At 50.6% G+C, this 15,389-nt stretch carries 18 protein-coding genes; 9 read left to right on the top strand and 9 right to left on the bottom strand.

Annotated elements, in window-relative coordinates; all coding sequences use genetic code 11:
- Nucleotides 1–5: 5 nt before the first annotated feature.
- Genes hflD through rluE form a run of 4 tightly spaced genes read right to left on the bottom strand, consistent with a single transcriptional unit; the run spans nucleotide 6 to nucleotide 2,952 of the window.
- The gene (hflD, locus tag JGF26_RS01225; protein WP_028019013.1) at nucleotides 6–635 is read right to left on the bottom strand and encodes a high frequency lysogenization protein HflD; all 630 of its coding nucleotides are present in this window, start codon (nucleotides 633–635) and stop codon (nucleotides 6–8) included.
- A 27-nt stretch (nucleotides 636–662) separates the two neighbouring features.
- The gene (mnmA, locus tag JGF26_RS01220) at nucleotides 663–1,775 is read right to left on the bottom strand and encodes a tRNA 2-thiouridine(34) synthase MnmA (RefSeq protein ID WP_128348826.1); all 1,113 of its coding nucleotides are present in this window, start codon (nucleotides 1,773–1,775) and stop codon (nucleotides 663–665) included.
- Between the two features lie 40 nt (nucleotides 1,776–1,815).
- Entirely contained in the window at nucleotides 1,816–2,289 is a 474-nt protein-coding gene (locus JGF26_RS01215) for an NUDIX hydrolase (protein WP_049007863.1), read from the bottom strand.
- A gap of 9 nt (nucleotides 2,290–2,298) precedes the next feature.
- A complete protein-coding gene (rluE, locus tag JGF26_RS01210; RefSeq protein WP_028019010.1) occupies nucleotides 2,299–2,952 on the bottom strand; it encodes a 23S rRNA pseudouridine(2457) synthase RluE in 654 nt (217 codons plus the stop codon).
- 117 nt (nucleotides 2,953–3,069) lie between these two features.
- Between rluE and icd the strand changes: the two genes are divergently transcribed.
- The 3 genes from icd (at nucleotide 3,070) to JGF26_RS01195 (ending at nucleotide 5,065) form a co-directional block, all read left to right on the top strand.
- The gene (icd, locus tag JGF26_RS01205) at nucleotides 3,070–4,320 is read left to right on the top strand and encodes an NADP-dependent isocitrate dehydrogenase (RefSeq protein WP_028019009.1); all 1,251 of its coding nucleotides are present in this window, start codon (nucleotides 3,070–3,072) and stop codon (nucleotides 4,318–4,320) included.
- A gap of 77 nt (nucleotides 4,321–4,397) precedes the next feature.
- The gene (locus tag JGF26_RS01200) at nucleotides 4,398–4,745 is read left to right on the top strand and encodes a DUF1304 domain-containing protein (protein WP_129324483.1); all 348 of its coding nucleotides are present in this window, start codon (nucleotides 4,398–4,400) and stop codon (nucleotides 4,743–4,745) included.
- A gap of 74 nt (nucleotides 4,746–4,819) precedes the next feature.
- A complete protein-coding gene (locus JGF26_RS01195) occupies nucleotides 4,820–5,065 on the top strand; it encodes a DUF2543 family protein (protein WP_134707551.1) in 246 nt (81 codons plus the stop codon).
- 293 nt (nucleotides 5,066–5,358) lie between these two features.
- Here JGF26_RS01195 and JGF26_RS01190 read toward each other — a convergent pair whose 3' ends face one another.
- Entirely contained in the window at nucleotides 5,359–6,858 is a 1,500-nt protein-coding gene (locus JGF26_RS01190) for a cyclic diguanylate phosphodiesterase (RefSeq protein WP_134707552.1), read from the bottom strand.
- Between the two features lie 230 nt (nucleotides 6,859–7,088).
- Between JGF26_RS01190 and JGF26_RS01185 the strand changes: the two genes are divergently transcribed.
- The 3 genes from JGF26_RS01185 (at nucleotide 7,089) to JGF26_RS01175 (ending at nucleotide 10,741) form a co-directional block, all read left to right on the top strand.
- Nucleotides 7,089–8,609, top strand: coding sequence for a cyclic diguanylate phosphodiesterase (locus tag JGF26_RS01185; protein WP_134707553.1), 1,521 nt, complete (start codon nucleotides 7,089–7,091; stop codon nucleotides 8,607–8,609).
- 125 nt (nucleotides 8,610–8,734) lie between these two features.
- Nucleotides 8,735–10,207, top strand: a complete 1,473-nt coding sequence (locus JGF26_RS01180; RefSeq protein WP_134707646.1) for a sensor domain-containing diguanylate cyclase — start codon at nucleotides 8,735–8,737, stop codon at nucleotides 10,205–10,207.
- 285 nt (nucleotides 10,208–10,492) lie between these two features.
- The gene (locus JGF26_RS01175) at nucleotides 10,493–10,741 is read left to right on the top strand and encodes a GlsB/YeaQ/YmgE family stress response membrane protein (RefSeq protein ID WP_028019003.1); all 249 of its coding nucleotides are present in this window, start codon (nucleotides 10,493–10,495) and stop codon (nucleotides 10,739–10,741) included.
- Between the two features lie 129 nt (nucleotides 10,742–10,870).
- On the opposite strand, the gene JGF26_RS01170 is transcribed toward JGF26_RS01175, so the two are convergent.
- On the bottom strand, nucleotides 10,871–10,969 hold the full coding sequence (locus tag JGF26_RS01170; RefSeq protein WP_014883431.1) for a YoaK family small membrane protein: 99 nt from the start codon (nucleotides 10,967–10,969) through the stop codon (nucleotides 10,871–10,873).
- Between the two features lie 45 nt (nucleotides 10,970–11,014).
- Complete coding sequence (locus tag JGF26_RS01165) at nucleotides 11,015–12,043, bottom strand: sensor domain-containing diguanylate cyclase (RefSeq protein ID WP_049007916.1); 1,029 nt, start codon at nucleotides 12,041–12,043, stop codon at nucleotides 11,015–11,017.
- A gap of 308 nt (nucleotides 12,044–12,351) precedes the next feature.
- Between JGF26_RS01165 and JGF26_RS01160 the strand changes: the two genes are divergently transcribed.
- Together JGF26_RS01160 and JGF26_RS01155 are read left to right on the top strand one after the other, a co-directional pair.
- Nucleotides 12,352–12,606: a DUF333 domain-containing protein gene (locus JGF26_RS01160; protein ID WP_114978371.1), complete on the top strand. Its 255-nt coding sequence runs from the start codon at nucleotides 12,352–12,354 to the stop codon at nucleotides 12,604–12,606.
- Nucleotides 12,607–12,686: 80 nt separating this feature from the next.
- Entirely contained in the window at nucleotides 12,687–12,992 is a 306-nt protein-coding gene (locus JGF26_RS01155; RefSeq protein WP_028019000.1) for a hypothetical protein, read from the top strand.
- Here JGF26_RS01155 and JGF26_RS01150 read toward each other — a convergent pair whose 3' ends face one another.
- The gene (locus tag JGF26_RS01150) at nucleotides 12,993–13,337 is read right to left on the bottom strand and encodes a DUF488 domain-containing protein (protein ID WP_134707554.1); all 345 of its coding nucleotides are present in this window, start codon (nucleotides 13,335–13,337) and stop codon (nucleotides 12,993–12,995) included.
- 101 nt (nucleotides 13,338–13,438) lie between these two features.
- Between JGF26_RS01150 and JGF26_RS01145 the strand changes: the two genes are divergently transcribed.
- The gene (locus tag JGF26_RS01145; RefSeq protein WP_128348725.1) at nucleotides 13,439–14,146 is read left to right on the top strand and encodes a CTP synthase; all 708 of its coding nucleotides are present in this window, start codon (nucleotides 13,439–13,441) and stop codon (nucleotides 14,144–14,146) included.
- A 31-nt stretch (nucleotides 14,147–14,177) separates the two neighbouring features.
- On the opposite strand, the gene JGF26_RS01140 is transcribed toward JGF26_RS01145, so the two are convergent.
- The gene (locus JGF26_RS01140; RefSeq protein ID WP_134707555.1) at nucleotides 14,178–15,365 is read right to left on the bottom strand and encodes a CynX/NimT family MFS transporter; all 1,188 of its coding nucleotides are present in this window, start codon (nucleotides 15,363–15,365) and stop codon (nucleotides 14,178–14,180) included.
- Nucleotides 15,366–15,389 lie beyond the last annotated feature (24 nt).

The raw sequence follows: 15,389 nt of genomic DNA, 5'->3' as shown, positions 1-15,389 counted from the left end.
GGAGGTTAACAATGAGCAAGAATTTGTTTTGCCTGAGTAGTCAGGCGATTACGAGAAAACATTAACTGCAGGCGGCCGCCGCCAACCTGATGCCACAGCACAGCGGCGCGGATCCCGGCCAGCAGGGAGGCACGCACTTTTGCCTGGACCTGAGGGCTTTGCAGAACAGCAGGGGAACCGGTGACCTGAATACGCGGGCCAAGTGGGCTAATGACGTCAACATAAATGGCAGCCATGGCACTCAGCAGCGTTTCGGACTGCAGATCAAAATGGTCGAGCTGACGTTGCAACCCGGCAATGCGGTCACCAAGCGTATTGAGTGCACCTTTCGCTGCGCTCAGTTTACGCTCAAGCACCATCAGGCTTAACGTGTAGCGGGTCAACTCTGCGTTTAATCCCTGACGGCTACTGGCGTTCAGCACGCCAAGCAGGGTTTCAAGACCGAGACGAAGATTAGTTTCACTCCCACCGAAGACACCCAGGGTTGAGCCAGGGTTGAGGTCGATAACGCTGTTGAGTGAAACGTGCAGCGCATCAGCGTCGCAATGACCCTGATGCGCCAGCTGTTGCACCAGACGGGCAGACTGGCAAATTCCCGCCAGTGCCAGGGTGATGTCATAGTAGTTCTTCGCCACACGGTCTCCTTTAGGTGTGCAATCGTGTTAAACAGCGGTCAGCGGCAGGCGCTGTTCAATGATCCCGCCACCCAGGCAGATTTCGCCGCTATAGAAAACAGCAGACTGACCCGGAGTGACAGCAGCAACAGGCTCGTCGAAACGCACGTCAATGCGATCGTCATCGAGCGCGGTAACAGTGCAAGGAATATCGGTCTGACGGTAGCGCGTTTTCACTGTGCAGCGCAGCGTGCCTTTCAGCGGTTCGCGATCGACCCAGTGCAGCTGTTGCGCGATCAGGCCAACGGACATCAGACGCGGGTGGTCGTGACCCTGAGCGACAACCAGAATATTGTTTTCGACATCTTTGTCGACCACGTACCACGGATCTTCGCTACCTTCTTTCGTCCCGCCGATACCCAGGCCTTTACGTTGGCCTAAGGTGTGGTACATCAGCCCCTGATGCTGGCCAATCTCTTCCCCGTCGACGGTAACAATTTTACCTGGCTGCGCAGGCAGGTAACGCCCCAGGAAATCGCGGAATTTGCGCTCTCCGATGAAGCAGATACCGGTAGAGTCTTTTTTCTTCGCGGTGATCAGGTCCAGCTCTTCGGCGATTTTACGCACCTGCGGCTTTTCCAGCTCGCCGACCGGGAACAGGCTTTGAGCGATTTGCTCGTGGCTCAGCGTATAGAGGAAGTAACTTTGATCTTTGTTACCGTCCAGGCCGCGCAGCAGCTGGCTTTTGCCATTCACATCGGCACGACGCACGTAGTGACCGGTCGCAATGAAGTCTGCGCCCAGATCTTCCGCCGCGAATTCCAGGAAGGCTTTAAATTTGATCTCTTTGTTGCACAGAATATCCGGGTTTGGCGTACGGCCTGCTTTGTACTCTTCCAGGAACAGTTCAAAAACGTTGTCCCAGTATTCTGCGGCAAAGTTAACGGTGTGAAGTTCAATGCCGAGCTTGTCGCATACGGCCTGCGCATCGGCGAGATCCGCAGCGGCAGTGCAGTATTCCTCGCCATCATCTTCCTCCCAGTTCTTCATGAACAGGCCCTCCACCTTATAGCCCTGTTGTTGTAACAGGTAGGCGGAAACGGAGGAATCGACACCGCCGGACATGCCGACGATTACTTTTTTCTGGCTGTTATCTGACATGGAATACTCACGACATTGAACTTCAAGGCGGCGTATTCTATCACGCCCCCCCACCATTGACACCCTCTGTAAACGGCCAGTTAAATTCTCCGATAACATCCAGCGGTAAGCGGCCAGAAGACTGCCAGCAGCGAATGCTTTCCGCAACCAGCGGCGAGCGCAGGTTTGGCGCGTTCAGGATCTCGTCAGCAGTGACCCACAGGCAGCGGTCGATATCATCATCCTGCGGCTCTGTGGCGCACATTTCGTTAAGCTCAACGGCGAATAAAAAGCGCAGGAAAGGCGTGTGGTCAGGCGCTATCCACTGGTGCAGGCGGATGAAGTGCTGAGGTTCGGCATGGATCCCCGTCTCTTCCCACAGCTCGCGTTTTGCGGCCTGCAGCAGCGTTTCGTTTTCTTCGAGGTGTCCTGCGGGCTGGTTCCATAAGGCTTTGCCGCCAATCGTCTCCTCGACGACCAGGAATTTACCTTGCGCGTGAACGACACAGGCGACAGTGACATGAGGTTTGAACATAGTGACTCCTTAGGAGGTAGCGTCCCGCCATTCACCGTTAGCCAGGCTCTCCAGCGTGTAGTTGCCCATGGCGTAGCGAATCAGGCGCAGGGTAGGGAAGCCAACGTGTGCGGTCATGCGCCGAACCTGACGGTTTCGGCCTTCATAAAGGGTAATTTTGAGCCAGCTTGTCGGAATGGATTTGCGTTCGCGGATGGGCGGGTTACGCGGCCACAGCCACTCCGGTTCATTCACGCGTTCAATACCTGCCGGCAGAGTTGGACCGTCATTCAGCGTGACGCCGCTGCGTAATGTTGCCAGCGTCTCTTCATCCGGTTCACCTTCTACCTGTACGAAGTAAATTTTACCCGTGCGCTTCCCCGGCTGCGTAAGCTTCGCCTGTAGGGCTCCGTCGTTAGTTAAGACCAGCAGGCCTTCGCTGTCACGGTCCAGACGCCCGGCAGCATAGACGCCCTGGACTGGAATGTAATCCTTAAGCGTGCTGCGCCCGGCTTCATCAGTGAATTGCGGCAAAACATCGTAGGGTTTATTGAACAAAATAACCCGCTTCGGCTGGCTTTCTTGCGGTCTTCTGGCGGCTTGTCGCGAGCTGAATCGCTCAACCCGGTGTTTTGTAAAAGAAGTTTTCTTCATGGTATTTTCAGGCTCTATCAATTGCCGCATTATAGCCTAATAACGAAGACCTTTCATGGCGTCGGACAATCAGGTACTATCGAAGGGCTCATTACAATTTATTAACATAAGATCAGTAACAACCAGAAGCGCTCGAAGGAGAGGTTAATGGAAAGCAAAGTAGTTGTTCCGGCGGAAGGTAAAAAGATCACCCTGCAAAACGGCAAGATTAACGTTCCTCACAATCCGATTATCCCGTTCATCGAAGGTGACGGTATCGGTGTAGACGTTACCCCGGCAATGCTGAAAGTGGTTGATGCCGCTGTTGAGAAAGCCTACAAAGGCGAGCGTAAAATTTCCTGGATGGAAATTTACACCGGTGAAAAATCTACTCAAGTTTATGGCCAGGACGTCTGGCTGCCAGCGGAGACGCTGGACCTGATCCGCGACTACCGCGTTGCTATTAAAGGCCCACTGACCACACCTGTCGGTGGCGGTATCCGTTCTCTGAACGTTGCACTGCGTCAGGAGCTGGACCTGTACGTGTGTCTGCGTCCGGTTCGTTACTACCAGGGCACACCAAGCCCGGTTAAGCACCCTGAACTGACCGACATGGTTATCTTCCGCGAGAACGCAGAAGACATCTACGCAGGTATCGAATGGAAAGCTGACTCTGCAGACGCAGAAAAAGTGATTAAATTCCTGCGCGATGAGATGGGCGTGAAGAAAATTCGCTTCCCTGAACATTGCGGTATCGGTATCAAGCCGTGCTCCGAAGAAGGCACCAAGCGTCTGGTACGTGCGGCCATCGAGTACGCCATCACCAACGACCGTGACTCTGTGACCCTGGTTCACAAAGGCAACATCATGAAGTTCACCGAAGGCGCGTTCAAAGACTGGGGTTACCAGTTGGCGAAAGAAGAGTTCGGTGGTGAGCTGATCGACGGCGGCCCGTGGCAGAAAATCAAGAACCCGAACACTGGCAAAGAGATCATCATTAAAGATGTGATCGCCGATGCGTTCCTGCAGCAAATCCTGCTGCGTCCTGCTGAATACGACGTGATCGCCTGTATGAACCTGAACGGTGACTACATTTCTGATGCCCTGGCGGCACAGGTTGGCGGTATCGGTATTGCCCCGGGCGCGAACATCGGTGACGAGTGCGCCCTGTTCGAAGCGACTCACGGTACTGCACCAAAATATGCAGGCCAGGACAAAGTGAACCCAGGTTCTATCATCCTGTCCGCAGAAATGATGCTGCGCCATATGGAGTGGTTCGAAGCTGCAGACCTGATTGTTAAAGGCATGGAAGGCGCTATCGCTGCCAAGACCGTGACCTATGACTTCGAACGTCTGATGGATGGCGCTAAGCTGCTGAAATGTTCAGAGTTTGGTGACGCGATTATCGCGAACATGTAATCCAGATTCTGGGTTAAACAAGAGCGGGGGCCTGAAGGTTCCCGTTTTTTTTACCTCTGCCTGCAGGATACAACACGATGTTAGCCACTGTCCTTATCGCTGTCGTTGCATTCATCCATCTCTACATTCTTGTGCTGGAAATGTTTCTGTGGAACACCGAAACAGGGCACAAGGCTTTTAATCTGCGTCCCGATTTTGCGCGCGACACCCGCGTGCTGGCCGCAAATCAGGGGCTGTATAACGGTTTTCTGGCGGCGGGTCTGCTCTGGAGCCTCTGGCTCGGTGAAAAGGGCGTTCATGTGGCCATCTTCTTCCTGACCTGCGTGCTGATCGCCGGGCTCTTTGGCGCAGCCACCGCCAGCCGAAAAATTTTGTATGTACAGGCCGTGCCCGCTCTCGCTGCGCTGCTTGCGTTACTCATCTGAAGCAATGCTTTGGTTGAGGTAAGGCGTCCGATATACTGATGGCTTTACCCTTACAGGTTAGCAACGAGATAGTTATGAATAACGTTATCCCACTGAAATATTATGATATTGCCGATGAGTACGCGACGGAAGCCGCAGAGCAGGTCGCTGAATCAGAGCTCGATGCGCTGGCACATTATTTCCAGCTGCTGCTCACCCGTTTATCAAATAACGAGGAGATCAGCGAGGAAGCCCAGCAGGAGATGGCCACTGAGGCCGGGATCCGTGCTTCTCGCATTGATGATATTGCGAATTTCCTCAATCAGTGGGGGAATGAATAGTCTTCCTCAAAAGCCATTATGCTGATGCTTTGCTATGCAGCTGAGCATCACGCTATCAGACCACATGCATTTTTTACGCAGAATATGTGAAGCGGGGGCGTCGATAAACAACGCGAAAATAACGGTCAGACAGAAAAGTACCACTGGTAATAGTAAGGATAATTTCACGTTTTTAACCAAAATAAGAGTGTGCTTCAGGGTAATCTACCGTCTGATTGTGACAACTATATGTTTTTGGGTGAGGAATGAAAATGCCTGATCCGAAAAAACATGGGCACGCCAGACATCAGTGGCTACCGCGCGACTCCGACAAGTTTCTGCGCCAGCTCACTGCGGGTCAGTGATTTTGAGAAATACCATCCCTGAACCAGGGCATCGGGATATCTGTCGGCAATAAAACGATATTGTATTTCATTCTCTACCCCTTCAAAAACAAGGGATTTATTCAGTCGGGCGAGAGCATCACTAAAAATAACAAAGATGTTCTGTTTATAATGTTCACTGATGCCGTCGACCAGCGATTTGTCGATTTTGATTTCATCATATTCCAGAAGTGACAGTCTGGCCAGATTTGAATTTTGCACACCAAAATCATCTATTGATACTTTTATGCCAAGGGATTTTAATTCCCGACAGAATTCTTCAAGAATATCTACAGTGGAAACGGCCTTTTCAGAGAGTTCGATTTTTATCAAGGAGAGTGGAATGCGATGAATTAAACACGCGCGACGTAAGATAGCAATGAATTGCCCGTCTTCAATTTCCGTTCGGCCAACGTTGAGTGAGACGACCAGTTGATGTTTTGTTGCAAGTGATGCAACTTCTAAAAGGGATTTTTCGATAATATTAATGTAATATTTTCTATACAGGCCAATCTTCTTGATTAATGGAATAAAAAGCTCCGGGGAGACATCACCGTGTTTTTGATCGTGCCATCTCGACAGAACCTCAATACCCACTATTTTTTTATCCTGAATTCGAATGATTGGCTGATATTTAACACCAATGGTATTGGTGATGACAGCCTTGACCAGCGTTCGTTCGAGAGAAAAACGATCTTCATAAATGCGGAAGAAAAAGAACGTTATCGCTACCCAGATAAAATACAGGATGACCACAAGAAACGTAAACACAACGGGAGATAGCGAAGCAAGCCCTGCGTTGTGATGTTTCACAATGACGCATAAATCCCAGAAAGCACTGCACTGTGTGAGGGTGATGGTAAACAATGCCGAATGCAGCAAGTCCTGTTGCTTAAACGCAGGGGTGGTCGAAAAGAATGTTCTGCCAAAGTCTTTGGTGGTTGCACTCAGAGAGTAACTCTCTGTAACCGGAGAGAATTTATCGTAAGCGTAGCGGGAGGTGAAGATAATAATGTTATGATAAATTGCCGCGTTACCTGTAAAGAACTCTTTTTTGTCAAACTGGGCCAGGAGAAAGCCCCTTGGGGTTTTATGCAGTTCTGTAGGAAGTGCAACAGGTGTAGCGAGTTTACCCCAAAAAGCAGTACAGACTATTTTTCCTTTCTCTATGAATCCGACGTCACCAAAATAGAGACTGTCGAGTTTTATTTGCCTGTAACTATCAAGACTGGTTTTATCACATCCCTGTGTAGTGATGCTTTTGAGAGCCAGTGCCACGTTTTGGGACAGGTCTTCTGAATATTGTAAAAGCGTATGGGAAATCTCAAGCTGTTTGCTCTTCTGCTGGCTAACGATAACCGCATTGACCGCATAAAGAGACAGGACGACCAGAAGTGTTGAAATGATAGCAACAGCAATGATCTTTTTCATTTTCCCGTTATCCTGTCTGCTCCCTCATTTTACAAATCCTAACACAGACAGGACCAGGCACAAGCCTGATAGTCACGCCCGTTGATCACATTCAGAACGATAACTCATGCAAAAGCATCAGTTTTTTAAGATAGCTTTTGACTAAGCTATTTTTAATGCTATATGCAACGCTGAGTTAAACATAGCGCCTTTTTCAGGAACCCTACTTGTTTTTCTGGTAAGGAAAAATCATGCGCAACCTTATGATGCCCATCCTCTGCGCTTTATTTCTCTTTCTGAGTGGCATGTTAATTATTAACTGGCAGTTATGGCATATGGCTACACTCGGTTACACCCAGACCGCCGCCGCAAGCACTCAAAAAATAGATAATATTCTTGCTGAAGCTGTCAGTGCCGCCAATACCGCTAAGCATGTTGCTGCACAGGGATGTACCCGTGACGGACAGCTGGAGCTGGGGACAGAAGCCGCACTGAAACCGCATCTGCGTGCCGTGATGATCCAGCAGCAAGGCCAAATCATTTGTACCTCACTGCCGGGAAATGGCGTATTAATTGTTCGTCCTCAAACGTTACCCAACGAAACATTGATGCTGTTACCGGGTAATCGACTGGTGAATGGTATTCCGGTTCTCATTTTCCAGATGTCGATCGCGGATGGGCGCGTGATTGTCAGCGTAAGTGACGCACATTTGCGGGATGTGATTGCAAGCGCAACAAATAGCGCTGACATGGCGTTGGTTGTGGGTGAAAGAATGCTTGCGCGCACCGGTGATGTGAGGGACTGGAAAGCCGCCTCATGGGCAGGGGCGTTAACGGCATCGGCGCATTTCCCGTTTAGCGTGGTCTGGCAGCCACCCGCTTTTTTCAGTCTGACGCGATTACTGCAACAAGGATGGAGCCTGATACTGCTCATTCTCGCATTGTCCGTTACGGTTGGATTTTTGATCCGCCGTTACAAGGGGAAAAGCTCCTCATTTGAAGACGATCTGCGGAAAGCCATTTTGCACGGAGAGATCGTTCCTTATTATCAGCCGATCGTCAATGGTGATACCGGTGGGCTGTACGGTGTTGAGGTATTAGCAAGATGGAAGCATCCAAAATCGGGTTTTATCCCGCCGGATGTTTTCATTCCGATTGCGGAACGGAGCGGTTTGATTATTCCTCTGACCAAAGGGTTAATGGCGAAGGTGGTCAACCAGCTAAAGCCGCTTCTGCCTAAGCTACCAGACGGGTTTCACATCGGGGTTAACATCAGCGCCAGACATATCAATGCACCTTCTTTTATTGGTGACTGTCGTGTCTTCGGAAAGGGGTTTCAGGGGAAAGAAGTTAAACTGGTCCTCGAGGTGACGGAGCGTGAACCGTTGATCGATAATCCTCATCTTGTGGAAAATCTCAACACGCTACATAACGCTGGCTTTGTCATTGCACTGGATGATTTTGGGACGGGCTATTCAGGGCTTTCGTGCCTTAATGCGCTGGCCATTGATTATATTAAAATTGATAAGAGCTTTGTAAACCGGGTCTCTGAGGAGAAGGATTCAACGATTCTGCTGGACTGCGTCATTGATCTGGCTAAAAAACTGTCATTGCGCATTGTGGCTGAAGGCGTAGAAACGAGGGAGCAACTGGAGTATCTCAACCGTAATGAGATTACCCTTTTGCAGGGATACTATTTTGGTAAGCCCGTCTCCTATATTGACTTTATTAAAGTCATTTTATCTAAGCCCAGGGAGACTATGAGTTTGTAAAATGCAATTAAGGCCAGCTTCTGTTGTATGCTTAAGTGCAATTCATTTTCCTCTTATCCTGAGCTTTGTTACAGTGACAAGAGTTGTCAGCCAGGGATGTCAGGCGTGATAAGGTGGAAAAGCTTGTGCATGTAAAAAATACTTTCTACACAACAACCATTACCGTCATCATTGTCTCATTGATCATCTCGCTTTCGCTTGCTGTCCAAATTAGCACATCCAGACAGCAGTCAATCCAGCAAATTAATACCAGTGTTGCCAACCTGAGTCATACCCTGGATGTGTATACTGAGGGGATCATGCGCCAAAGCGAAATGCTGATTACGACTGTTTCCGACATAATCGAAATTTATGGCATGACCCCAGAACAGGCGACCAATATCCAGCGGATGATAAGCAACCAGGATAATCTCCTTACCCAGATTAATAATGTGGTTGTTTACGACGTCCGGGGCGAACTCTTTACCGCATTGCACGAAACTTTTTCTGGCCCCCGGAAAGGAGCGGACAGGGCTTTTTTTATCTACCACAAGAATAATAAGAGTCAGCAGATTTTTATTGGTGAGCCTGTGGTAAGCAGAACTAATGGTAAATGGGTTATCACCATTAGTCGACGCCTTGAAACCCATACCGGAGCGTTTAATGGTGTCGTCGTTGTGACACTGGGCATCGAAAACTTTCTGGCGCTCTACGGGCAGATTAATATTGGTCATTCTGGCGTCATTGGCTTAACGACACAGTCAGGCGTCTTGCTGGTCCGTTATCCCTTTAAAAATAACTATATTGGCGCGATTGTCTCTGATTCGCCTCTCTTCAGAAAATATCTCAAGGTACAAAATACCGGGATCGCCAGTTCTATTTCCCGGTTTGATAAAATCGAACGCATTTATGCCTATGAGAAAAACACACGTTACGGACTGGTCACCACGGTGGCCGTCAGCACCGATGAAGCACTCTCTCCCTGGCGCAAGCAGGCTATTCAGCTTGCCGTTCTTATTTTCGTTTTTACCGTAATACTCATTGTGGCGTCGTATTTCCTGTATTCGGATTTATCACGAAAAACCAGAGATAACAAAGAGCTGAAGATTATTGCCTCTGAAGATGCGCTGACGGGGCTTTTCAACCGCCGCAGTTTTGATGAAAAAATACTCTCGGAAATTGCGGGTTGCATAGCGCGCGGTGCGCCGATTTCGGTGCTGATCGTGGATGTGGATTACTTCAAAAAATACAATGATAACTATGGCCATCCTGAAGGGGATCGGTGCCTGGCTCTACTGGGAGACACTCTCAGGAAAAGTCTTACCCGTGATAACCAGATTGTGGCGCGGTATGGCGGGGAGGAGTTTGCGCTGATCTTACCTGATGCAGATATCCAGGAGGCGCGGCGTATTGCTCAGACGATTATTCGCAATGTCTTCTCTTTACAAATTGAACATGCGTTTAGCCCTTTTGGGCGGGTAACGGTAAGCGTAGGGGTCTCCACTGCACGTGCTGTAGAAATAGCCGGTAGCCAGCAGAGTATTATCATTGCTGCAGATCAGGCGCTTTATCAGGCAAAACGCGCCGGCCGTAACCAGTACGCTTTTGTTGGGGTATGAGCAGAAAAAAAAGCCCACTCAAGAGTGGGCAAGAAATACTGGAAGCAATGTGAGCAATGTCGTACTGAATACTTGAGTCTTTTACTCAACTACTCAGTGTTGAGAAAGATAATCTTTCTCAACAAAAGATGCAACCCCACAATTTATGTGAAACGCTCTTTTTTGTTGGTGAATAAACAGACGCTCTCTCACTGTGATGCTTATCACAAATTTTCTTTCTCTGATCCTGTGCTATTCTTTTTGTGTCGTTGATTTAATGACAAAAACCATACAGAGAGGAAAGTTATGGGAATTTTATCCTGGATTATCTTTGGGCTTATTGCGGGTATTCTGGCGAAGTGGATCATGCCGGGCAAAGATGGCGGTGGGTTTATTGTTACCGTAATACTGGGGATTGTCGGCGCGGTCGTCGGCGGCTGGATCAGTACGCTGTTCGGTTTTGGCAAGGTCGATGGCTTTAACTTCGGCAGTTTTGTCGTTGCAGTGATTGGTGCGCTGGTTGTTCTGTTTGTCTACAGAAAAATCAAAAGCTAAATCTGAACGCGTTGAAAAAGGCTGCCAGAGGGCAGCCTTTTTTACGTAGCGGGTTTACCACCAGCCGAGCTGTGTACCGGCAAAAGCCCCAATGGCAACGATCAACATAATGAGGGTTGTTTTTCTCATTTATGCCCCCGGTGCTGCGTAACCACCGACAAAAAACCACGCCAGAAAAACCACAGCCGTTATAAAAATAACGACCGGGAAGAGGATCCCTATTCTCATATCATCACCTGTTTCGGTTTCTATAACGCCGTAGAGTGTACGGGGTTAATCCATAGTGAGAAAGCGTGTTTTGCTTTTTCCTTTCTTATCCTGATACATCGCGATATCAGCGGCGTGTAACGCACTGTCCGGATCGGTTACGTCAGGATCAACTTCGATAACGCCAATGCTGGCTCCCGGGTAAATGATATGGACACTGCCCAACCAGTATTCACCCGCAATGCAGGCGCTGAGGCGTGTTTTTAGCAGGTTTATCTGCGTGCTATCACCTTCATTGCCCGTTTTGCTCAGAGAAGCCACCAGGAACTCATCGCCGCCCAACCGGCCAATGATATCGTCCTGCTGTTTTTCTTCCGTCAAACGCTTGCCCACTTCAACCAGGAACTGGTCGCCAGCTTCATGCCCGTAACGATCGTTAATCAGTTTGAAATCATTCAGGTCAATAAACGCGATGATGGCATTACGTTTAAGGTGTCGCGCCAGAGAAAACAGGGTCGTCAGATCCTCAAAAATGGCTCGACGGTTGGGTAAGCGGGTAAGGGCATCGGTATAAGAGTGCGCGATGAGCGCGGCATTGGCTTCCCGAAGCTGGGCCACCAGAGACTCTTTCTGAATGTACTGGGCAATCAACCCGGCGAACAATTTCAGAACCTGTTCGCCGCGCTCGCTGAGCGGTTTCTTTGCCGTGCTGGTGGCGCAGAGCGTTCCGTAAAGTGAACCATCAGCAAGATGAACAGGAATACTCATGTAGGTGGTAATGCCAAGCGCTTTCGCAGCCTCGCAATCAGGCCAACGTTCAGGAACATCATTGCTGAATAGCGTGTTGCTATCCAGTGCGCGCTTACACAGTGTTTCATCCCATGGAACACTCAGTCCCTCCGGGATCTCCATCTGCTTGCTGTTGCGGGCATAGAGAATATGCTGCAGTCGTGCTTTGATATCGACCTTCGTCAGATAGGTCGACTCCATATCAGTCACAATCTCCAGCATCTCCAGCAGTTGACGAACGAGACTTTCAAGGGATTGTTCAGTGGCGAGGGTTTCTGAAACACGGGCAAGGATGATATCCGACATGACGTAGAATGACTCCCATGCAGAAGGCGTCTGCATCTGCATGTTATGCTGAATTTTTAGACTTCTGGCATAGTAAAACATGAATATAGAAAATTTAATATATGCAGGGGGAGAGGCGTAGGCGAAAAAAAGCCCCGTTGTTGAGACCGGGGCAAAGACATCTTGATTACGGAATGATGTTCTCTGGTCATGTTGAGAACACGCCACACTATAGCGTTGAAAAGTGCAGTTAAAATGGAGAAACCATGGAGAAAGCGCGAGTGACCCGTTACCCTTAAACTATTGATGAGTTCAAAAGGATCACTAAGATGAGATTTCTGCTTCTGGCGCTGGCACTTCCCCTGGCCGCCTGCACCACCAAAACACCACCACCTGATGCCCCGAAACCGCCTCACGTTGTCGGTATGGCAAACCCGGCCTCCGTTTATTGTCTGGAGAAAGGCGGGGAACAGATCCCGGTTCAAAGCCCACAGGGTGTCCGCACGGAGTGCAAGTTACCGGGTGGCGAAGTGATCGATGAATGGACGCTTTATCGTCGCGATCATCCGCAACCCACCAGGTGACAATGACATATTGACTGCGATACACTTCTCTTTAGGATTATTCTTAGCCAGTTTCTGGCCACCTTTACCGTGAGAGAAGTATGTTTCAGCTTAAACCGGGCAGCATGGCGATGATCATCGGTGCCCGCACAGCCTCTGGCCGTCGCAATATTGGTAAATCCGTTGAATTGTTTGGTCTTTGCCAGCCCGGCTTGCGTTTCGTTAACCCGGTCAATGGTGTGATGACGGAACTGCCCGCGACGGCGGATCGCGCGCTATGGCTGGTAACGGGAGATGTCTACGCCTTTGACAATCAGCACGGCTTTGCATTTGTTCGCCCTGAACACCTGATGCCGCTTACCCCGGATGAAACACCGCAAACCCTTGATGAGCTGATGATCGACTGATTATAGATGGCGCAGCCAGTCGGCTAATACCAGGGCATGATTTTGTGTCTTATCTTTTGCGCCGTAGAGCAGGGTGACGGTCTGCTTTTTTGCCCGCTCCGCCAGGCGCATTCCTTCCTCTTTGTGCTGCGCCAGCTCTTCACGATAGGCCTTACTGAAGGCTGCGAAATCAATGGCTTCTCCGTGAAAGGCCTTGCGTAATTCATTTGACGGCGTGAGGGTTTTACACCATTCATCATACGCGAGGTCCGTTTTTTTAACCCCTCGCGGCCAGAGCCTGTCAACCAGAACCCGATAACCATCGTCCGGGCTTGCCTGCTCATAGACGCGTTTGCATTGAATCATATTTCCACCCTCCTAATTTAAGGTATTGTGATAATTGCAGAAGATCGGTAGTCTGAGGTTCCTTATGTTATCTGATAATTCCCTGGCATAAGGAACCTTTAATGGAACACCTCCCGGTAAAAACGACGCTGCGCATTGCGCTGGTTGGCGATTACAATCCTAATGTTATTGCACATCAGGCGATTCCGCTGGCCATTGACGACGCCGCCGCAGTCCTCGACCTCACCGCCGATTACGACTGGCTTGCCACGACTGAACTGACCAGTCCTGAAGATCTGGTAGGGTACGATGCCATCTGGCTGGTTCCTGCAAGCCCCTATAAAAACACGGAAGCTGCCTTTATCGCGGCACGCTACGCCCGTGAAAACAGCATTCCGTTCCTCGGTACCTGCGGTGGGTTCCAGCATGCGTTGATTGAGTATGCCCGTAACGTATTGGGCTGGAGCGATGCGGCACATGCCGAAACGGATACCGAAGGCACCATGGTGATTGCACCTTTGGCCTGTTCGCTGGTGGAAAAAACCGATGCCATTGAGCTGCGTAATAACACGCTGATCGCGAAAGCCTATGGTAAGCCGGAAATTGAAGAGGGCTATCATTGTAACTATGGCGTATCGCCGGCGTTTGCACAGGCGCTTGAAAACGGTGATATGCGCGTGACTGGCTGGGATGAGCAGGGTGAGATCCGCGCCGCAGAGTTGGTTACCCACCCCTTCTTTGTGATCACCTTATTCCAGCATGAGCGTGCGGCACTGGAAGGTCGCCCGGTGGTACTGGTACAGGCGATGCTGCGCGCGGCGCGCGGCTAAAAAAGGCAGACCCGACGGCCCGCCACAATGTTTAACGGGGCGTGATCTCCCGGTCACGCCCGGCGAGCATACCGCAGATGGCCATGACCACCGCAGCCAACGCGCAGCCCAGAAGCGGGATGCGCCAGTCTCCCGCAGTATCGTGAATTTTTCCCATCAACGGTGGACCGCAGGCAGCGAGCAGATAGCCAATTGACTGCGCCATACCGGATAACGCCGCAGCCTGGTGTGCAGAGCTGGCGCGCAGGCCGATGAACGTCAGGCCGAGGATCATCGTTGCGCCGGTGCCAAAGCCGAACACCAGTGTCCACAGGACTGCCATCTCAGGTACAAACCACAATCCTGCCGCGCTGACTGCACACATCAGGGCCACAACCCCGGCGATTATCCGCTGATCCTTCAGACGATGGAGGATCAACGGCACAGCAAGACCAGGTACGGCGGTGGCGAGCTGTAACAGACCATGCACCGAGCCGGCCTGTGCTTCGCTGTATCCGTGGCTGAGTAATATCGCCGGCAGCCAGCCGATGATAACGTAGTAAATCAACGAGTTAATCCCCAAAAACAGCGTCACCTGCCAGGCAAGAGCAGAGCGCCAGATCGCGCGATTATGCAACGCCCCAGCGCCCGTTACCGTCGCGACGTGTTTTTGACGCCACTGTGGCAGCCAGAGCAGCAGTGCGATCAGGGGAAACACCATCAGCATCAGCAGTGCGCCATGCCAGCCAGCGTCACCTTGTGCCAGAGGAACAATCAGCGCAGAGCCTAACGCCGCAGAGACCCCCATCGTCAGGGAATAGGCCCCGGTGAGACGGGCTACCTGACCTGGAAAATCACGCTTAATTAATCCCGGCAGCAGAACATTCCCCAGCGCAATACCGCAGCCAATCACCGCCGTACCCGTGAAAAGCAACGTTGCGGAGGGCAGGGAACGAACCGCAATCCCGGCGCAAATCAGCAGCAGGGCGATAAACAGGCTTCGCTCCATGCCGATACGCCGGGCGACACCTGCGGCGAGCGGGGAGACAAGCGCAAAAGCCAGCAGAGGCAGGGTGGTCAGCAGACCGGTTTGTGCCGTGCTTAAGCCATAATCAAGGCGAATAGCGTCGAGCAGCGGGGCTGCCCCGGTGAAGGTAACGCGCAGCGTGGTGGCAATCATCAGGATGCCTGCAATCAACAGCGTGCTTTGTTTTCCAGAGATGCGAATAGCAGTTGTCATTGTGTTCTCATACGTTCAAGCGAG

Origin of the sequence: Enterobacter sp. E1, assembly GCF_016809815.1 — a bacterium.
Taxonomy (GTDB): domain Bacteria; phylum Pseudomonadota; class Gammaproteobacteria; order Enterobacterales; family Enterobacteriaceae; genus Enterobacter; species Enterobacter adelaidei.
The sequence above is the reverse complement of the archived record's forward strand: the minus strand, read 5'-3'. Positions and strand labels throughout refer to the sequence as shown.